Source organism: Pseudomonas sp. Nvir (genome assembly GCF_963778085.1).
Classification (GTDB): domain Bacteria; phylum Pseudomonadota; class Gammaproteobacteria; order Pseudomonadales; family Pseudomonadaceae; genus Aquipseudomonas; species Aquipseudomonas juntendi.
Genome location: NZ_OY970405.1, coordinates 1,161,888 through 1,181,015, shown reverse-complemented (window position 1 = coordinate 1,181,015; position 19,128 = coordinate 1,161,888). Strand labels below are relative to the sequence as shown.

At 64.8% G+C, this 19,128-nt stretch carries 16 protein-coding genes; 5 read left to right on the top strand and 11 right to left on the bottom strand.

Going from position 1 to position 19,128, the window contains the following annotated elements; genetic code table 11:
* Positions 1 to 53: 53 nt before the first annotated feature.
* The 8 genes from wspR to AACG97_RS05685 all read right to left on the bottom strand — a co-directional run bounded on the left by wspR (position 54) and on the right by AACG97_RS05685 (position 9,470).
* Positions 54 to 1,058, bottom strand: coding sequence for a Wsp signal transduction system regulator diguanylate cyclase WspR (gene wspR / locus AACG97_RS05720; protein ID WP_054890349.1), 1,005 nt, complete (start codon positions 1,056 to 1,058; stop codon positions 54 to 56).
* A 51-nt stretch (positions 1,059 to 1,109) separates the two neighbouring features.
* Positions 1,110 to 2,123 (bottom strand): chemotaxis response regulator protein-glutamate methylesterase, encoded by a 1,014-nt coding sequence (locus tag AACG97_RS05715; RefSeq protein ID WP_125855569.1) that lies wholly within the window; start codon positions 2,121 to 2,123, stop codon positions 1,110 to 1,112.
* A complete protein-coding gene (locus AACG97_RS05710; protein WP_125855570.1) occupies positions 2,120 to 4,450 on the bottom strand; it encodes a hybrid sensor histidine kinase/response regulator in 2,331 nt (776 codons plus the stop codon). The genes AACG97_RS05715 and AACG97_RS05710 overlap by 4 nt, the downstream gene beginning before the upstream one ends.
* Positions 4,447 to 5,112, bottom strand: coding sequence for a chemotaxis protein CheW (locus AACG97_RS05705; protein WP_197885400.1), 666 nt, complete (start codon positions 5,110 to 5,112; stop codon positions 4,447 to 4,449). Before AACG97_RS05705 ends, AACG97_RS05710 begins: the two co-directional genes overlap by 4 nt.
* The gene (locus AACG97_RS05700; protein ID WP_225785862.1) at positions 5,109 to 6,383 is read right to left on the bottom strand and encodes a CheR family methyltransferase; all 1,275 of its coding nucleotides are present in this window, start codon (positions 6,381 to 6,383) and stop codon (positions 5,109 to 5,111) included. The genes AACG97_RS05705 and AACG97_RS05700 overlap by 4 nt, the downstream gene beginning before the upstream one ends.
* On the bottom strand, positions 6,380 to 6,886 hold the full coding sequence (locus AACG97_RS05695) for a chemotaxis protein CheW (protein WP_197885398.1): 507 nt from the start codon (positions 6,884 to 6,886) through the stop codon (positions 6,380 to 6,382). Before AACG97_RS05695 ends, AACG97_RS05700 begins: the two co-directional genes overlap by 4 nt.
* Before the next feature lie 5 nt (positions 6,887 to 6,891).
* The gene (locus tag AACG97_RS05690) at positions 6,892 to 8,454 is read right to left on the bottom strand and encodes a methyl-accepting chemotaxis protein (RefSeq protein ID WP_413247404.1); all 1,563 of its coding nucleotides are present in this window, start codon (positions 8,452 to 8,454) and stop codon (positions 6,892 to 6,894) included.
* Positions 8,455 to 8,786: 332 nt separating this feature from the next.
* On the bottom strand, positions 8,787 to 9,470 hold the full coding sequence (locus tag AACG97_RS05685; RefSeq protein ID WP_115293462.1) for a tellurite resistance TerB family protein: 684 nt from the start codon (positions 9,468 to 9,470) through the stop codon (positions 8,787 to 8,789).
* 157 nt (positions 9,471 to 9,627) lie between these two features.
* Between AACG97_RS05685 and ydcS the strand changes: the two genes are divergently transcribed.
* The 5 genes from ydcS (at position 9,628) to AACG97_RS05660 (ending at position 15,065) form a co-directional block, all read left to right on the top strand.
* The gene (gene ydcS / locus AACG97_RS05680) at positions 9,628 to 10,779 is read left to right on the top strand and encodes a putative ABC transporter substrate-binding protein YdcS (protein WP_009683462.1); all 1,152 of its coding nucleotides are present in this window, start codon (positions 9,628 to 9,630) and stop codon (positions 10,777 to 10,779) included.
* Between the two features lie 102 nt (positions 10,780 to 10,881).
* Positions 10,882 to 11,919: an ABC transporter ATP-binding protein gene (locus tag AACG97_RS05675; protein ID WP_009683461.1), complete on the top strand. Its 1,038-nt coding sequence runs from the start codon at positions 10,882 to 10,884 to the stop codon at positions 11,917 to 11,919.
* Positions 11,916 to 12,827: an ABC transporter permease gene (locus tag AACG97_RS05670; protein WP_009683460.1), complete on the top strand. Its 912-nt coding sequence runs from the start codon at positions 11,916 to 11,918 to the stop codon at positions 12,825 to 12,827. The genes AACG97_RS05675 and AACG97_RS05670 overlap by 4 nt, the downstream gene beginning before the upstream one ends.
* Positions 12,817 to 13,623 carry an ABC transporter permease gene (locus AACG97_RS05665; protein WP_009683459.1) on the top strand — a complete coding sequence of 269 codons (807 nt, stop codon included), beginning with the start codon at positions 12,817 to 12,819 and terminating at the stop codon, positions 13,621 to 13,623. Before AACG97_RS05670 ends, AACG97_RS05665 begins: the two co-directional genes overlap by 11 nt.
* 17 nt (positions 13,624 to 13,640) lie before the next feature.
* Entirely contained in the window at positions 13,641 to 15,065 is a 1,425-nt protein-coding gene (locus tag AACG97_RS05660; protein WP_009683458.1) for a gamma-aminobutyraldehyde dehydrogenase, read from the top strand.
* Between the two features lie 336 nt (positions 15,066 to 15,401).
* Here the strand turns inward: AACG97_RS05660 and AACG97_RS05655 are convergent, their stop codons facing one another.
* The 3 genes from AACG97_RS05655 to AACG97_RS05645 all read right to left on the bottom strand — a co-directional run bounded on the left by AACG97_RS05655 (position 15,402) and on the right by AACG97_RS05645 (position 19,088).
* On the bottom strand, positions 15,402 to 16,508 hold the full coding sequence (locus tag AACG97_RS05655) for an NADH:flavin oxidoreductase/NADH oxidase (RefSeq protein ID WP_197886443.1): 1,107 nt from the start codon (positions 16,506 to 16,508) through the stop codon (positions 15,402 to 15,404).
* A 319-nt stretch (positions 16,509 to 16,827) separates the two neighbouring features.
* A complete protein-coding gene (gene recJ, locus AACG97_RS05650) occupies positions 16,828 to 18,537 on the bottom strand; it encodes a single-stranded-DNA-specific exonuclease RecJ (RefSeq protein WP_029886738.1) in 1,710 nt (569 codons plus the stop codon).
* 8 nt (positions 18,538 to 18,545) lie between these two features.
* A complete protein-coding gene (locus tag AACG97_RS05645; protein WP_009683453.1) occupies positions 18,546 to 19,088 on the bottom strand; it encodes a YaeQ family protein in 543 nt (180 codons plus the stop codon).
* Positions 19,089 to 19,128: the final 40 nt, after the last annotated feature.

Genomic DNA, 19,128 nt, shown 5'->3' with positions numbered 1-19,128 from the left:
GGGCGGTAGCCTGTACATGAGCTACCACGAGGGCCGGTGCTGTTATCGGCGCGTCAGGCAATACCGACCTGGTTGCGCCCGCCATTCTTGGCCAGGTACAGGCCCTTGTCGGCCGCCGAGATCAGTTGCCGGCAATGGCTGCCGATACTCGGAGTCTGGGTGGCCAGGCCGATGCTCACGGTCAGGAACGCATCAGCCGCCGGTGCAGTGTGCGGGATACCCAGGCCATGCACGGTCTGGCGCAGCTTTTCGGCCACCAGCCGTGCCCCGCCAGGTGAGGTGTTGGGCAGCACCAGGGCGAATTCCTCGCCGCCGTAACGCGCGGGCAGGTCACTGGGCCGCGAGCACGAGCCGCGGATCGACTCGGCCACCTGGCGCAGCGCCTCGTCACCGGCCAGGTGGCCGAAGCTGTCATTGAAGGCTTTGAAGTAGTCCACGTCGATCATCAGCAGCGACAGTTGTTGCTGCTCGCGCATGGCCCGGCGCCACTCCAGTTCCAGGTATTCGTCGAAGTGCCGGCGGTTGGACAGCCCGGTCAGGCCATCGGAGTTCATCAGCCGCTGCAGCATCAGGTTGGAATCCAGCAACTGCTGCTGGCTGACGCGCAGGGCGCGGTAGGCCTCGTCGCGCTGCAACAGGGTCAGGTAGGAGCGCGAGTGGTAGCGAATACGCGCCACCAGTTCGATGGTGTCCGGCAGCTTGACCAGGTAATCATTGGCCCCGGCCGCAAACGCCGCGCTCTTGACCAGAGGGTCTTCCTTGGTGGAGAGCACGATGATCGGAATGTCCTGGGTCACCGGGTTGTTGCGGTACTCACGCACCAGGGTCAAGCCATCCAGGCCCGGCATGATCAGGTCCTGAAGGATGACCGTGGGCTTGATGCGCATGGCCTGGGCCACCGCCTGGTGGGGGTCGGCACAGAAGTGGAAGTCGATGTTGTCCTGGTTGGCCAACCCTCGCCTCACGGCCTCGCCGATCATGGCCTGATCGTCGACCAGCAGTACCATCGCCGAGTTTTCGTTGGTGGTCGCGAAACCTTCGATCGGTAAATCATCCATACATGGTCACCCGATCACTACCGGCGTGGCGGCGTGATTCAATACGTGTCGTCATTTTCCAAAAATTTCCGTCAAGCGCCCGGCGATGCGGTCCAGCGGGCGAATTTCCACGGCAGCATCAATGGCTGCGGCGGCCTTGGGCATGCCGTACACCGCGCTGCTGGCCTGGTCCTGGGCAATGGTCAGGAAACCCTGCTGACGCATCAGCTTCAGGCCTTGGGCACCGTCGCGGCCCATGCCGGTGAGCAATACGCCCACCGCATCGCCGTGCCAGTGTTGGGCCACGCTCTCGAAAAACACATTGATCGACGGCCGGTAGATTTCATTCACCGGCTCGGCAGTGTAGGCCAGTTGGCCGTTCTGTAGCAGGCGGATATGGTGATTGGTGCCGGCCAGCAACACCACGCCCGGCTGCGGCGGCTCGCCTTCACGGGCCAGCCGCACCTGCCGGTTGGCGGCATTGCCGAGCCACTCGGCCATGCCTGCGGCAAATACCTGGTCCACATGCTGGACCAGCACGATGGCCGCCGGAAACGCCGGCGGCAAGCCCTTGAGCAACACCTCCAGGGCTGCCGGGCCACCGGCCGACGAACCAATCGCCACCAGGCCGCGACGCTGTGAAGCTTCGCGCAGCGGCAGCTCAACCGGGCGCGCAACCGGTGCACGCTGCTGGCCAATCAGCCAGCCGATATTGAGGATCTTGCGCAGCAGCGGGGCCGCCGCTTCGCGGGGATCACCCGCGCCCAGCGCTGGGGTGTCCACCACATCGAGCGCGCCATGGCCCATGGCCTCGAACACCCGGTGCACATTCTGCTTGCGGTCGACCGTGACGATGACGATGGCACATGGGGTTTCGGCCATGATCCGCCGGGTCGCCTCCACGCCGTCCATCACCGGCATGATCAGGTCCATGAGGATCAGGTCCGGAAGCTGCTCGGTACAACGCTGCACTGCCTCGGCGCCATTGCTGGCCACCCACACCAGCTCGTGCGCGGGCTCAAGGGCGACTGCACGGCGTAGGGCCTCGACCGCCATGGGCATGTCATTGACGATGGCGATCTTCATCCCTGAGCCCCCCCGATCAGTTCCACCACAGCATCCAGCAACGCGTCGTCGTGGAAACTGGCCTTTGCCAAATAGTAGTCGGCGCCGGCGTCCAGGCCACGCCGCCGGTCTTCCTCACGGTCTTTGTAGGACACCACCATCACTGGCAAGCCTTGCAGGCGCTGGTCGCGCCGCACCAGGGTGACCAGTTCGATACCGTCCATACGTGGCATGTCGATATCGGTGATCAGCAAATCGAAGTCTTCACTGCGCAAGGCGTTCCAGCCGTCCATGCCGTCTACCGCTACCGCCACGTCGTAGCCACGGTGGCTGAGCAGCTTGCGCTGCAGCTCGCGCACGGTCAGTGAATCGTCGACCACCAGGATGCGTTTGTGCGCCACCCCACGGGTGCCGCCGCTGCCGCGTTCGATACGCTCCAGGCTGCCGGTGCTCAGCAGTTTATCCACCGAGCGCAGCAGGTCTTCGACATCGACGATCAGCACCACTGAACCATCATCGAGCAAGGCACCCGAAGAAATGTCCTGCACCTTGCCCAGCCGTGGGTCGAGCGGCATCACCACCAGCACGCGTTCGCCTACCAGGCGCTCCACGGCCACACCGTACAGTTGCTCGCGCTCACGGATCACCACGACCCGCAGGCTGCTGCCGTCGCTTTGCCCCAGCGGGCGGTTGAGCAACTGGCTGGCCGCCACCAGGCCGATGTGCCGGCCCTCGTGCCAGAAGTGCTGGCGGCCTTCGATCTGCACGATCTGCTCGGCGGTGACGTCCAGGGTGCGCTCGATATGCGCCAGCGGAAAAGCGTAAGCCTCGCCACCGACCTCGACGACCAGGCTACGCACCACGGACAGGGTCAACGGCACCTGCAGATGGAAGCGGCAGCCCTGCCCTGGCTGCTGGCTCAGCTCGATCGAGCCGCGCAGTTCGCGAATCATGTGTTGCACCGCATCCAGCCCGACGCCGCGCCCGGACACTTCGGTCACCTTGTCGCGCAGGCTGAAGCCGGGCAGGAACAGGAATGTCAGCAGTTCCGCTTCGCTCATGCGCGCCACGGTGTCGGCCGGCGACAGGGCGCGCTCGACGATACTGCCGCGCAGGCGCTCCAGGTCGATACCGGCGCCATCGTCGATCAGCTCCAGGCTGAGCATGCCAGCCTGGTGCGAGGCACGCAGGCGCACCAGCCCTTCCGCTGGCTTGCCCGCCAGCAGGCGCCGTTCCGGAAGTTCGATGCCGTGGTCCACGGCATTGCGCAGCAGGTGGGTCAATGGCGCTTCAAGCTTTTCCAGTACATCGCGGTCGACCTGGGTCTTTTCCCCCTCCACCACCAGCCGTACCGGCTTGCCCAGCGAGCGGCCGAGGTCTCGGACCATGCGACTCTGCCCGGCCAGTACATCGGCGAATGGCCGCATGCGGCAGGCCAGCGCCGTGTCGTACAGCAACTGTGCACGCTGACTGGCCTGCCAGCCGAACTCATCGAGGTCGGCGGCCTGCTGTTGCAGGATCTGCTGGGTCTCCACCAGCAGGCGCTGGGTTTGCGCCAAGGCTTCGAGCACTTCACTGTTGTGGCCGCTGTCTTCCAGCTGCATGCGCACGCCGTCGAGCGCCTGCATCCCTTGGCCGTGCATGCGTTTGAGGCGCTGCAGGGTGGCCAGGTAAGGCTTCAGGCGCTGGGTCTCCACCAGCGACTTGCTGGACAGGTCGAGCAGGCTGTTCAGGCGGTCGGCAGTGACCCGTAACACTCGTTCGCCTGCATCGCCGACGCGCTTGCCCACCTTGCGCCGCAGCGCTGGCTCGGGCTCGGGCTCGGGCTCGGGCTCAGGCTCGGCGTCGGGCTCTGACAGCTCACTGGGCAGCACCAACGGTGCCGGCGGTGGGCTGACCGACGGCGACGACGGCGATACGGCCCCTGCCGCCACGGGCAGCGGCGGCACGCCGGCGCCGCCTGGGTCGAGCAGGCTGGCCATCTGCGCAAGAAACACCGGCAGGGTCGCCTGCGCCGCACTGTCGCCCGGTGTGGCAATGCGCATCAGCAAGTCGGTCCCCTGCAACAGCGCATCGATATGCTCGGCATTCAACCGCAGGCGCCCCTCCTGGGCGGCTACCAGGCAATCCTCCATGACATGCGCGACGCTGACGCCCGCGTCCACGCCAACGATACGGGCGGCGCCCTTGAGCGAGTGGGCCGCGCGCATGCACGCCTCGAGCTGGTCAGCCTGGGTAGGGTTGCGCTCGAGTGCCATCAGACCGGCGCTGAGCACCTGCGTCTGCGCTTCGGCCTCCAGGCTGAACAGCTCGAGCAACGAGGCGTCGCGCATTTGCTCTGGGGTCATGACAAGCTCCGCTGCACGGCAGCCAGTAAGTGTTGATCGTCCAGTACCCGCACGCTGCGCCCGCGCCATTGCAGCACCGCCGCGGTATAGCGTGTGGCGTCCTGGCCACTGCCCAGCAGCAGCGGGTCGAGCCGGTGAATGCCGTCGATTTCCTCGACCGCCACCACCACCGGGCCGCCCTCGCTGGCCAGGATCAACATGCGTGGCATCGCCCGGCTGCTGCGCTGCTCGGCAGCACCCGCCTGAACCCCCAGCAAGTCGGCCAATGACAGGCATGGCACCAGCGCCCCACGTACGTTGGCGACCCCCTGCAACACCCGCGAGCGCTGGTGCGGCAACGAATGCACGGCCTGCAACGGGGCGATTTCGGCCAGGCAGGCGGTCGCCAGCGCCAGCCATTCTTCACCCAGACGGAACAGCAACATGGAGCGACCGGTGTGCTCTTGCAGCGGCTCACGCTCGGCCGCCGAGTGCTCCTGCGCCAATGCATAGCGGTCAAGCAGGCGGGTAGCCGCAGCGGCGTAGACTTCGCAGTTGCGGCAATGCACGTGCCGCTCCAGTAGCGGGCATTGCTTGTTGCCATGTACACCAATGCGGTTCCAGCAGTCGTCGATGAGCGCATCGTCATCGGCCAGCAGTTGCATCGCGGATTCACCGTTCACCGTTCAGACTCCCGCCCAGCCCGCGCCGCCCGCTCCTGCAGGCGCCGGGCCCCGGCCAGGTCACCCTGGGCCGCAAGCAGGGCCGCCAGGTGCAGCAACGCCTCGGGGTGTTGTGGCTCCAGATACAGCGCTTTGCGGTAGTGGGTCAGCGCTTGCTGTGCGTCGCCCTCGGTATCGCTGAGCAGCCCCAGCCAGTAATACACCTGCGCCGCCGGCGGGTACTGGCCCAGGTAGCGCTGGCATTCGTGGCGAGCCTGTGCGCTGGCGCCGGCATTGGCCAGCCGGGCGATGCCGGCCAGCAGTTCGCTGGGGCCCTCACCCGCAGCCTCGCGGGCCGGCGCTGGCCGGGCCACCACCGGCAGCGCACGCTGCGGCCGCGGCACCGGCAAGGCCGGCTGCGAATACCCGGCAGGCCCGGGCCCCGGCCAACTGCGCCTGGCAGGTGCTGCCGCTGCCGCCGGCGCAGGCGTGCTGCTGCCTGGGTCTCGTACGTAGGCAAACGACTGGGCGATCCCCAGCGGGCGCATGCCCAGGCGCGCCAACAGGCTGCCCTCGGCCGGACCGATGAACAGCACCCCCTGTGGGTGCAGCAGGCGCTTGAGCACTTCGAATACGCGTTGCTGGGTCGGCACGTCGAAGTAGATCAACAGGTTGCGACAGAACACGAAGTCATACAGGCCATCGCGGCTGGCCAGCAGCGGGTCGAGCACATTGCCTACCTGCAGGCTGACTTGCTGGCGTACCCGCTCGTGCAGGCGGTGGCCTTCGTCGACCACATCGAAGTAACGCTCGCGAAAACCCAGCTCGCTGCCGCGAAAGGCATTGCGGCCATACACGGCCTGCCCGGCCCTGGCCACCGAGCTGGGGCTGATGTCCATGCCATCGACCAGAAACGCCCCCGGCGCCATACCGGCATCAAACAAGGCCATGGCCAGCGAATAGGGCTCCTCGCCCGTCGAGCACGGCAGGCTGAGCAACCGCAGCGGCCGCGCGCCGTCCAGTTCGGCACGGCGCTTGTGCGCCAGGGCCGCCAGCGCGGTGAAGGACTCGGGGTACCGGAAAAACCAGGTCTCTGGCACGATCACCGCTTCGATCAGTGCCTGCTGCTCTTCACCGGACTGCTGCAGGCGCAGCCAGTAGTCGTCCAGATCGGCAGCGCCCACCGCTACGCTACGCTGGCGCAGTGCACGCTCGACCATCGGCGTGCCGACAGACTCCACATCCAGGCCAATACGCTCACGCAAGAAACGGAAAAAACGCTGTTCGGTCATGTCCGCCCCCCGGTCGGGCCCTGCGTGTACAGTAATGCGTGCACGGCGTCGGGCAGCAGGTGATTGACTTCGATGCGCTGCAGCATGCCAAGGGCATCCTGACGCACCGGCCCCAGGTAAGGGGCTTCGCTAGTGTCTACACCGTAGGGCTGGAACTCATCGGGCTGGCAGCGCAGGGTCTCGGTTGCCTGCTCCAGCACCAGCCCCAACTGCAGCCCAGCCCGGTAGTGCACCAGTACCAGCCGGGTGCTGGTGCGCTGCGCCGCCGGCTGGCCGAAGCTGAGCGCGGCCAGGTCGATGACGGGTATGAGCAGGCCACGGTGGGCCAGAATACCCGCCACCCAGGCTGGCGCCCGGGCAATCGGCTTGAGTGGCCGAAGTGGCAGCACTTCGATCACCTCGTGCACGCTCAGGGCAAAGCGTTGTTCCCTGATACGGAACTGCAGGTACAGCGCCCCCTTGGCGTTGCCCGGCTGTGCGGCCGGCGCTTGCGTGTCGGTCATCGCGGTCAGACTTTGAAACGCGACACGCCGCCACGCAAGCCTGCGGCCACCTGGCTAAGCTCATCGATGGCAAAGCTGGCCTGGCGCAGCGACTCGACGGTCTGGGTGCTGGCATCACTGAGCTGGGCCAAGGCCTGGTTGATCTGCTCGGCACCGGTGGCCTGGGCCTGCATGCCTTCGTTGACCATCAGCACGCGCGGTGCCAAGGCCTGTACCTGGTGAATGATCTGGCTCAGTTGCTCGCCGACCTGCTGCACTTCGAACATGCCCCGGCGCACTTCTTCGGAAAACTTGTCCATGCCCATGACCCCGGCCGACACCGCCGACTGGATCTCGCGCACCATCTGCTCGATATCGTAAGTGGCCACGGCGGTCTGGTCGGCCAGGCGCCGCACCTCGGTGGCCACCACGGCAAAGCCACGGCCATACTCACCAGCCTTTTCCGCCTCGATGGCGGCGTTGAGCGACAACAGGTTGGTCTGGTCGGCCACCTTGACGATCGTCACGACCATCTGGGTAATGTTGCTGGCCTTCTCGTTGAGGATGCCCAGCTTGGCGTTGACCAGGTCGGCGGCGCCCATCACCTGGTGCATGGTCTCTTCCATGCGGGCCAGGCCCTGCTGGCCGGAGCCGGCCAGGCTGGAGGCCTGGTCGGCGGCCGAAGTGACTTCAGTCATGGTACGCACCAGGTCACGCGAAGTGGCGGCAATTTCCCGCGAGGTGGCGCCGATTTCCGTGGTGGTGGCTGCGGTTTCGGTGGCAGTGGCCTGCTGCTGCTTGGACGTGGCGGCGATCTCGGTAACCGACGTGGTGACCTGCACCGACGAGCGCTGGGCCTGGGCCACCAGGTTCGCCAGCGCTTCGGCCATTTCGTTGAAGCCGCTCTCGATGGCGCCGAACTCATCCTTGCGTTCCAGGCTCAGGCGCACGCTCAGGTCACCCGAACGCAGCTTGTCGAGGGCTTGGACGATACGCTGCATGGGCGCGGTGATGGCGCGCATCAGCAACAGGCCGCACACCCCGGCCGCGACAATGGCCAGCAACAGCGAGACGATCATGCTGCCCTTGGCGGTGGTCACGGCACTGACGATATCGCGGGTGGCGGCATCAGCGGAGGCGCGGTTGTTCTCGATGACATCGTTCAGGTGCTTGCGACCGTCGACCCAGGCGGGTGTGAGTACGTCGTTGATCAGGCGCTGGGCTTCGGCGTAGTTGCGCTGACGGTAGGCATCCAGCACCTGGCCGACAATCTTCATGTAGTTTTCTTCAAGCTGCACGAAGCTGTCGAAGCGGGCCTGGTCGTCATTGTCCTGGATGGTGCTCTGGTAACTGGCCATGAATTGCTTCAGCCGGTCTTCGAAACTCTTGAACAGTTCTATGTCGGCCGAGGTGATTTCCCGGTGGTTGGACAGCCCGACCAACTGTTGGCTGGTGACGTAGCTGTCGACCCAGGCGCTGCGGATCATCGAGCTGTAGTAGACCCCGGGAATGCTGTCTGTACCTACGGCGGCTTCGGCGGTTTCGATGGCGGCCAACCGCGAGTAGGCGGCCACGATCATCAGCAGCATGATGGCGATGATCACGGCGAAACTTGCCAGGATCCGTTGGCGCAACGTCCAGTTCTTCACATTCAGCCCTCAGGAATTCACAACGAGCGGGGAAAATCGCCGAAGTATAGCCTAGAGGCCTTACGCTTTTGCGGGTGAAATGTGGGGTAACCTGGCATCCCCGCTAATGGACGGAGCCCATCATGGAAAAGTCGCTTCGTTTGTGGGAGCGGCCTTGTGTCGCGAAAGGGCCGCGCAGCGGCCCCGGCATTTCATGCGGCGAAGCTAAAATCTTTGGGGCTGCTGCGCAGCCCTTTCGCGACACAAGGCCGCTCCCACAAGGACCGCGTCGCTTACTGGCCTGCGGCTAACCGCACCTGGCTCTCCAACTCCTGGCGCAAACCCGGGTCCAGACGCAACTGGCGGGCCAGCTCATCGAGGTAGGCGCGCTCCATGAAGTTTTCCTGGTCGACCATCATCGTGCTGGCCAAGTACATCTCGGCAGCCATCTCGGGCGTCTGTGCGGCGCGGGCGACTTCAGCCGGGTCCAGCGGCTTGTTCAGTTCGGCGTGCAGCCAATGCTGCAACTCGCGGTCGCTGTCCAGGCGGGTGAACTCACCTTCGATCAGCGCCCGTTCGCGTTCGTCGATATGGCCGTCGGACTTGGCCGCAGCCACCAGCGCCCGCAACACCGCCTGGCTGTGCTGCTCGACCTGGGCCGGCGGCAAGCGGTCGACCGTCTGCGGCTCGCTGGCAGCCACCTGCTGGCGCGCCTGCCAGTTGCCGTAGGCCTTGTAGGCCAGCACCCCGAGTGCCGCGAGGCCACCATAGGTCAGGGCCTTGCCCCCATATTTGCGCGCCTTCTTGTTGCCCAGCAGCACGCCCAGTGCGCCACCGCCCAGCAAGCCACCACCGGCCCCGGACAACAGGCCGCCAAGCCCGCTGGCGCCAGCGCCGGGTTTGCCGGAATCAGACGATTTGTTCAGCAACTCCTGGCCAGATTTGAGCAGTTGGTCCAGCAAGCCACGGGTGTTCATGTGCAAGTCTCCAGGCATGGGAAGTCATCCGCCAGATTAAGGCCTGCCCGGTAAAGGACCATGCGCGGATTTGCTTCTGGATGTTGCATTGACTGGCAAAAAGCCAACTAGACTCGACCACTGCCGCGACCACAATCTCCAACAAGAGGGAACACCCATGCCCGTGCACAAGACCGCATTGCTCGGCGCCACCACCTGTGCCGTGCTGGCCAGTACCGGCCTGCTGGCCGCCGAACCGCCCAAGGCCCTGGGGCCTGGCGAAGGGCGCCTGGACATCGTCGCCTGGCCTGGCTACATCGAGCGCGGTGAAAGCGACAAGGCGTATGACTGGGTGACCGGCTTCGAACAGCAAACCGGCTGCAAGGTCAGCGTGAAAACCGCTGCCACCTCGGACGAAATGGTCAGCCTGATGGCCAAGGGGGGCTACGACCTGGTTACCGCCTCGGGCGATGCCTCGTTACGGCTGATCGCCGGCAAACGGGTGCAACCGATCAACACCGCCTTGATCCCCAACTGGAAAAACATCGACCCGCGCCTGCAGAACGGTGGCTGGTATGTGGTCGATAAACAGGTCTATGGCACCCCGTACCAGTGGGGGCCGAACGTGCTGCTGTACAACACCAACACGTTCAAGCAGGCACCGACCAGCTGGGGCGTGGTGTTCGTGCCGCAGGACCTGCCCGATGGCAAGCCGAACAAAGGCCGCGTACAGGCGTATGACGGGCCGATCTACATCGCGGACGCGGCGCTGTACCTGAAGTCGGCCAAGCCCGAATTGGGCATCCAGGACCCGTATGAACTGACCGAAACGCAATACCAGGCGGTGCTCGAACTGCTGCGCCAGCAGCAACCGCTGATCCATCGCTACTGGCACGACGCCACAGTGCAGATGAGCGACGTGAAGAACGAAGGCGTGGTCGCCTCCAGTTCGTGGGGCTACATGGTCAATGGCCTGAAGGCCGAGCACCAGCCCGTGGCGTCGACCATCCCCAAGGAGGGCGCTACCGGCTGGGCCGATACCACCATGCTGCACACCGATGCCAAGCACCCCAACTGCGCCTACCAATGGATGGACTGGTCGCTGCAGCCAAAAGTGCAGGGTGACGTGGCCGCCTGGTTCGGCTCGTTGCCGGCGGTGCCGGCAGCCTGCAGTGGCAGCGAGTTGCTCGGCGCCGAGGGTTGCAAGACCAACGGCTTCGACAACTTCGACAAGATCGCCTTCTGGAAAACCCCGCAGGCCCAGGGTGGCAAGTTCGTGCCCTACAGCCGCTGGACTCAAGATTACATTGCCATCATGGGTGGGCGCTGAGGGTTTCTCCGCCTGTTCCGGCCCTGTGGTGTGATCCCTGTGGGGCCGGCTTGCCGGGGACAGGGCCGATACAGGCAAGACAAGAACAACAGAGAACCGCGTATGCCCCTAGCCGTCCAGTTCACCCAGGTTTCCCGTAGCTTCGGCGAGGTCAAGGCCGTAGACCAGGTCAGCATCGACATCAGCGATGGGGAGTTCTTCTCCATGCTCGGCCCGTCCGGCTCCGGCAAGACCACCTGCCTGCGCCTGATCGCCGGCTTCGAGCAGCCAAGCAGCGGCTCGATCCGTATCCACGGCCTGGAAGCTGCCGGCGTGCCGCCCTACCAGCGTGACGTCAATACCGTGTTCCAGGACTACGCGTTGTTCCCGCACATGAACGTGCTCGACAACATCGCCTATGGCTTGAAAGTGAAAGGCGTGGCCAAGGCCGAGCGCCACAGCCGTGCCGAACAAGCCCTGGCCATGGTGGCCCTGGCCGGCTACGGCGCGCGCAAGCCGGCGCAGCTTTCGGGTGGCCAGCGCCAGCGTGTGGCCCTGGCGCGGGCACTGGTCAACCGGCCCCGCGTGCTGCTGCTGGACGAGCCGCTGGGCGCGTTGGACCTCAAGCTGCGCGAACAGATGCAGGGCGAGCTGAAGAAGCTGCAACGCCAGCTAGGCATCACCTTCATCTTCGTCACCCATGACCAGACCGAGGCGCTGTCGATGTCGGACCGGGTCGCGGTGTTCAACCGCGGCCGCATCGAACAGGTCGACACCCCGCGCAACCTCTACATGAAACCCGCCACCACCTTCGTCGCCGAATTCGTCGGCACGTCCAACGTGGTGCGTGGCGAATTGGCGAGGGCGCTCAACGGCCACCCGGCGCCGTTTTCCATCCGCCCTGAGCACATCCGCCTGGGCGACCCGGTGGTCACCAGCCACGAGGTCCAGGTCAGCGGCCTGCTGCGCGATGTGCAGTACCAGGGCAGCGCCACCCGTTACGAGTTGCAACTGGACAATGGCCAACTGTTGGCGGTAACCCAGGCCAACGACCGCTGGCAGGCACAGCCCCAGGCCTGGCAGCCCGGGCAGCGGGTGCAGGCGCACTGGCCGCGCGAGGCGATGACCGTGCTGCAGGAAAGCGCTGGGCCATTGCCATGAGCGCGCTCCGAGGCCTGGCCGATGTGCTGTACCGGCGCCCCAACCTGTACCTGGCCCTGCTGCTGATCCCGCCACTGACCTGGTTCGGCGCCATCTACCTGGGCTCGTTGCTGAACCTGTTGTGGCAGGGTTTCTACACCTTCGACGACTTCACCATGGCGGTCACCCCGGACCTGACCCTGGGCAACTTCGCCGCGCTGTTCAACCCGTCGAACTTCGACATCATCCTGCGGACCTTGGGCATGGCGGTGGCGGTGTCACTGGCCAGCGCGGTACTGGCGTTTCCCATCGCCTACTACATGGCGCGCTACACACGCGGCAAGACCAAGGCATTTTTCTATATCGCCGTGATGATGCCCATGTGGGCCAGCTACATCGTCAAGACCTACGCCTGGACCCTGCTGCTGGCCAAGGGTGGGGTGGCCCAGTGGTTCGTCCACCAGCTGCACCTGGACGCCCTGCTGCAAGCCGTGCTGACGGTCCCGGGCGTGGGCGGCAGCACGCTGTCGACCTCGCACCTGGGGCGCTTCATGGTGTTCGTGTACATCTGGCTGCCATTCATGATCCTGCCGATCCAGGCCTCGCTGGAGCGCTTGCCGCCGTCGCTGTTGCAGGCCTCGGCAGACCTTGGCGCACGCCCCGGGCAAACCTTCATGCAGGTGATACTGCCGCTGTCGATTCCCGGTATCGCCGCTGGCTCGATCTTCACCTTCTCGCTTACCCTCGGCGACTTCATCGTGCCGCAGCTGGTGGGCCCACCCGGCTACTTCATCGGCAGCATGGTCTATGCCCAGCAAGGGGCGATCGGCAACATGCCGATGGCGGCGGCATTTACCTTGGTGCCGATCGTTCTGATTGCGCTGTACCTGTCGATCGTCAAGCGCCTGGGGGCCTTCGATGCACTCTGAACAAGCCTCTGTAGGGTTGCGCCTGGCGGCCTGGGGCGGGCTGTTGTTCCTGCATTTCCCGATCCTGATCATCTTCCTGTACGCCTTCAACACCGAAGACGCAGCATTCAGTTTCCCGCCCACGGGGTTTACCCTGAAGTGGTTTGCCGTGGCCTTCGCCCGCACCGACGTGCTGGACGCGATCAAGCTGTCGTTGCAGGTCGCCTGCCTGGCGACCCTGATCGCCCTGGTGCTAGGCACACTGGCATCGGCCGCACTGTACCGGCGCAGCTTTTTCGGCAAAGAGGCCATATCGCTGATGCTGATCCTGCCCATCGCCCTGCCCGGCATCATCACCGGCATCGCCCTGCTCTCGGCGTTCAAGACCTTGGGCGTGGAGCCCGGGGTGTTCACCATCGTGGTCGGCCATGCCACATTCTGCGTGGTGATCGTCTACAACAATGTGATCGCCCGCCTGCGGCGCACCTCGCACAGCCTGATCGAGGCCTCCATGGACCTGGGTGCCGATGGCTGGCAGACCTTTCGCTACATCATCCTGCCCAACCTCGGCTCGGCACTGCTGGCCGGCGGTATGCTGGCCTTTGCCCTGTCGTTCGATGAGATCATTGTCACGACCTTCACCGCCGGCCACGAACGCACCCTGCCGATCTGGCTGCTCAACCAGCTCAGCCGGCCGCGCGACGTGCCGGTGACCAATGTGGTAGCCATGCTGGTGATGTTGGTGACCATGCTGCCGATCCTTGGCGCCTATTACCTGACCCGTGGCGGCGACAGCGTTGCGGGCAGTGGCAAATGACCCTGGAGGAGTACCCGATGCAAACGCAGATGCTGATCAATGGCCAACTGGTCGCCGGCCAAGGCCCGACCTGGACCGTGCTCGACCCGGCGCTGGGCACCGCCCTGGCGCAGATCAACGAAGCCAGCGAAGCCCAGGTGGACAGCGCCGTGCGTGCCGCTGACCATGCGTTCGACAGCTGGTCGCAAACCAGCCCCAAGGACCGCGCCCAGGCGTTGTTGAACCTGGCAGACGCCATTGAGGCGCATGGCGATGAACTGGCTCGGCTGGAATCGCAGAACTGCGGCAAACCCTTGAGTGCCGCGCGCAACGACGAAATTCCGGCGATTGCCGACGTGTTTCGTTTTTTCGCCGGTGCGGCGCGCTGCCTGGGCGGCTCGGCGGCAGGTGAATACCTGCCGGGCCACACGTCGATGATCCGTCGCGACCCCTTGGGCGTGGTGGCCTCGATTGCACCGTGGAACTACCCGCTGATGATGCTGGCCTGGAAGATCGCCCCGGCCCTGGCGGCCGGCAACACGGTGGTGATCAAACCCTCCGAGCTGACCCCGTTGACCGCCTTGCGCCTGGGGGAACTGGCCAAGGACCTGCTGCCGGCCGGGGTGCTCAACATTTTGTTTGGCCGTGGCCAGACGGTCGGCAACCCACTGGTTACGCACCCCAAGGTCCGCATGGTGTCGCTGACAGGCTCGATCCCCACCGGCGCCCATATCATCAGCGCCACCGCCGACAGCGTGAAGCGCATGCACATGGAGCTGGGCGGCAAGGCGCCAGTCCTGGTGTTCGATGATGCCGACATCGATGCCGCGATCGAGGGTATTCGCACCTTCGGTTTCTACAACGCCGGCCAGGACTGCACGGCGGCTTGCCGCCTGTATGTGCAGGCCGGTATCTATGAGCGCTTCGTCGAGCGCCTGGGGGAAGCGGTAGCCAGCATCAAGCCCGGCCTGCAGGAGGCCGAGGGCACCGAGCTGGGGCCGCTGATCAGCGCCCAGCACCGCGACAAGGTCGCCGGCCTGGTACAGCGTGCCGTCGCCCAGCCGCACATTCGCCTGGTGACCGGTGGCAAGGCAATCGAGGGCGATGGGTACTTTTTCGAGCCGACGGTGCTGGCCGACGCCCTGCAGGATGATGAGATCGTGCGCAACGAAGTGTTCGGCCCGGTGGTGTCGGTAACCCGTTTCAGCGACGAAGCGCAGGCGCTGGAATGGGCCAACGACTCCAACTACGGCCTGGCCTCCTCGGTCTGGACCCGCGACACCGGCCGCGCCCACCGCCTGGCCGCACGCCTGCAATATGGCTGCACCTGGGTGAATACCCATTTCATGCTGGTCAGTGAAATGCCCCATGGCGGGCAGAAACACTCGGGGTATGGCAAGGACATGTCGATGTATGGGCTGGAGGACTACACCTGTGTGCGGCATGTGATGATCAAGCATTGATTATCATGCTCGGTCACGCTGGGTCCGCTCAACCGCGTTCAAGGTAGGAGCAACTGTCTTTCCCAAAATTTGAAAAGCCTGCGCGATTCATTGTGGGAGCGGGCTTGCTCGCAAGCAGGCGACGCGGTGTCTGGCACCGGCTGCGCCGGTGTTCGCGGGCACGCCCGCTCCCACAAGTGAAACGGTGAATGACAGCTTCTGCTGCTACTCGTGCTCCAGATTCTAATCCTCTCTCAAGACACAAGCGGCCTTGTGTCGCGATGGGTCGCGCAGTGCCCCAGGTATTTTCGTGGTTAGACTGCGGCCCTGTGGCCACACAAGGCCGCGCCTTCAGAATCAGTCGCGCAGATCCGACTCATGAATCGGGTTGGCCCGGCTGGTAGCGCGCTGGTACTGCGCCGGCCAGGTGGCCTTGTTACCGCCCAGGTCGTCGTCGGCATGCAGCGGCCAGTAAGGGTCGCGCAGCAGTTCGCGGGCAAGGAAGATGAGGTCGGCCTGGCCGGTACGCAGGATATGCTCGGCCTGCGCAGGTTCGGTGATCATGCCCACGGTGCCGGTGGCAATTTCAGACTCTTTGCGCACGCGCTCGGCGAAACGGGTCTGGTAGCCGGGGCCGGTGGGTATTTCGGCGTTGACCGAAGTGCCGCCAGAGGACACGTCGATCAAATCGACGCCCAGGTTACGCAGGCGCCGGGCCAGTTCGACGGTTTCATCCGGGTTCCAGCCGTCTTCTACCCAATCGGTTGCCGATACCCGCACGAACAGGGGCAATTCGGCAGGCCATACCTTGCGCACCGCTTCCACCACCTGCAGGGTCAGGCGGATGCGGTTTTCGAAGCAACTGCCGTATTCGTCACGCCGCTGGTTGCTCAGCGGTGACAGGAACTGGTGCAGCAGGTAGCCATGGGCGGCGTGAACCTCGAGCACTTTGAAGCCGGCCTGCAACGCGCGCTGGGCCGAGGCAACGAAGGCACCGACCACCTCCTGGATGTCGCCCAAGGTCAGCTCGCGTGGCGTTGTATGTTGCGGGTCGAAGGCAATCTTCGAGGGCCCCAACGGCTGCCAGCCACCCTCCTCGGGTTTGACGCTACCGTGCTTGCCCAGCCAGGGGCGGTAGGTACTGGCCTTGCGCCCGGCGTGCGCCAGCTGGATGCCGGGCACGGCGCCCTGGGCGGTGATAAAGCGGGTGATGCGTTGCAGCGGGGCGATCTGTGCGTCCTCCCACAACCCAAGGTCTTCGGCGGTGATGCGGCCATCGGCGGTAACCGCCACGGCCTCGGTGATCACCAGGCCCGCGCCACCCACTGCGCGGCTGCCCAGGTGAACGAGGTGCCAGTCGTTGGCCAGGCCATCGGCTGCAGAATACTGGCACATCGGCGAAACGGCGATGCGGTTGGGCAACGTCAGTTGACGCAGGGTGTAAGGCTCGAGCAGCAGGCTCATGAGGGCACCTCCCAAGAACTCCAATGGTGATCCGGCCCGGACACTCAATAGCACGTCCCTGGCCTGGGTCCGGTCATACTTCAGACTAGACCAGAATGCCTGGGGGGAAGGTTCCATGGGATTTTGGGCAAGTTGTTTACAGACGCCTGTGGCTGGCCGCTTGGGCCTTGTAGGAGCGGCCTTGTGTCGCGAAGGGCTGCAAGGCAGCCCCGGCAATTTGTGCAGCTGTGCTGAAAGCCTGGACTTGTGCATATGTGCCGACAACCTGGGGCTGCTTTGCAGCCCATCGCGACACAAGGCCGCTCCTACAGGGTTGCAGTCAACGCGGCTCCATGTGGGCAATCATCAACTGCACACTTTCATTGCCCCGAAACTCGTTCACATCCAGCTTGTACGCCAACTCGACCCAGCGCACCGTCGGGTTCGGCCATACGTCGCGGTCGATGCCGAAGGCAATGCCATCCAGCCGCACCGAGCCACACTCGCTCTTCAGCACCACTTTCAAGTGCCGTTCGCCCACCACGCGCTGCTCCACCAACTGGAACACGCCATGAAACAGCGGCTCAGGGAAATGCTGGCCCCATGGCCCGGCATTGCGTAGCGCCTTGGCCAGATCGAGGTGGAATTCTTCCACCGCCAGGCTGCCGTCGGACAGCAGGCGCCCGGTCAGGTCGTCTTCACGCAGCTGGCGCCGTACCTCTTCGTCGAAGGCCTCGGCAAAGGCCGGGAAATTTGCCTCTGGCAACGACAAGCCAGCGGCCATGGCGTGGCCGCCGAACTTGCTGATCAATTGCGGGTGGCGCGCCGCCACGGCATCCAGCGCATCGCGAATATGGAACCCTGGCACAGAACGCGCCGAGCCCTTCAGCATGCCAGCGCCTGCATCGGCGAAGGCAATGGTCGGCCGGTGGTAACGCTCCTTCAGCCGCGACGCCAGAATACCGATCACGCCCTGGTGCCAGTCGGCATCGAACAGGCACAAGCCGTAAGGCATCGACTCGACCGGCAGGTCCTTGAGCTGCGCAAGTGCCTCGCGCTGCATGCCCTGCTCGATGGACTTGCGGTCCTGGTTCAGGTCATCCAGCTGCTGCGCCATGTCCTGGGCCAGCGCCGGGTCTTCGCACAGCAGGCATTCGATGCCCAGGCTCATGTCGTCCAGGCGCCCGGCTGCATTCAGGCGTGGGCCAAGAATGAAACCCAGGTCGGTGGAGGTGATGCGCCGGTGATCGCGGCGGGCCACCTCAAGAATGGCCTTCAAGCCCGGGCGGGCACGGCCGGCACGGATGCGCTCCAGGCCCTGGTGCACCAGGATGCGGTTGTTGGCATCCAGCGGCACCACATCGGCCACGCTGCCCAGGGCGACCAGGTCGAGCAGTTCACCGATGTTCGGCTGGGGTTGTGTCGCGTAGCGGCCCAGGCTGCGCAACCGCGCGCGCAGGGCCATCAGCACATAGAAGATGACACCGACCCCGGCCAGCGCCTTGCTCGGGAAGCTGCAACCCGGCTGGTTGGGGTTGATGATGGCGTCGGCATCGGGCAGTTGTTCGCCTGGCAAGTGATGGTCGGTCACCAGCACTTTCAGCCCAGCGGCCTTGGCAGCGGCCACCCCGTCGACGCTGGAAATGCCGTTGTCTACGGTAATCAGCAACTGCGGCTGGCGCTGCAGGGCAACTTCGACGATTTCCGGGGTCAGGCCGTAACCGTATTCAAAACGGTTGGGCACCAGGTAATCGACATGGGCTGCCCCCAACAAACGCAAGCCCAGCACCCCAACCGTACTTGCGGTGGCACCGTCGGCGTCGAAGTCGCCGACAATGAGAATGCGCTGGCGCTGGTCTATGGCAGCGACCAGCAGGTCGACGCCGGCCTCGATGCCCTTGAGCTGCTGGTAGGGCAACAGCCGCGCAAGGCTTTTGTCCAGTTCGGCCTCGCTTTGCACGCCGCGTGCGGCATACAAACGGGTGAGCAAGGGTGGCAGGTTACCCAGAAAAGGCAGGGTCGCAGGCAGGGGGCGAGGTTCGATACGCATGGGTTGCTTCAGCCACGCTCACCCAGTAGCCACTGCAGTTGCACTTCGTGCTGGCCACGGTCGTCGGTAACGAAGACCGTACCTTCGCTGATCATCACATCCCACTTGATGGCGCGCGGCATGTCGGCGGCCAGGGTTTCCAGCACCTCCTGCGGCACTGCGGCGATGTTCAGGTTCTTGAGGTTCTTGACCGCGCTGACCACCTTGCCTTCCCACACGCGCAGGCTGCCATAGGCCAGCAGGCTGGTGCGTTCGGTGCGCCGCGAGCACCAGGTCAGGCGCTCGGCATCGGGTTGGCCCACTTCGATCCAGTGCAGCACGCGGTCGTCCAGGCTCTTTTCCCACAGTGCCGGCTCATCTACATCCGACAGGCCACGGCCGAACGACAGGTTCTCGTTGTACCAGAGCGCGTAGGCCAACAACCGCACCGCCATGCGCTCTTCGGTTTCCGAAGGGTGGCGCGCGATGGTCTGCTTGACGCTTTGGTAGACGTTACGGTCAAGATCGGTGAGATTCAGTTCGAACTTGTAGGTGGTGGACGGCTGGGCCATGGTCGACGGGCTTCGTGCAAAAGAAAAGTCGCACAGTCTA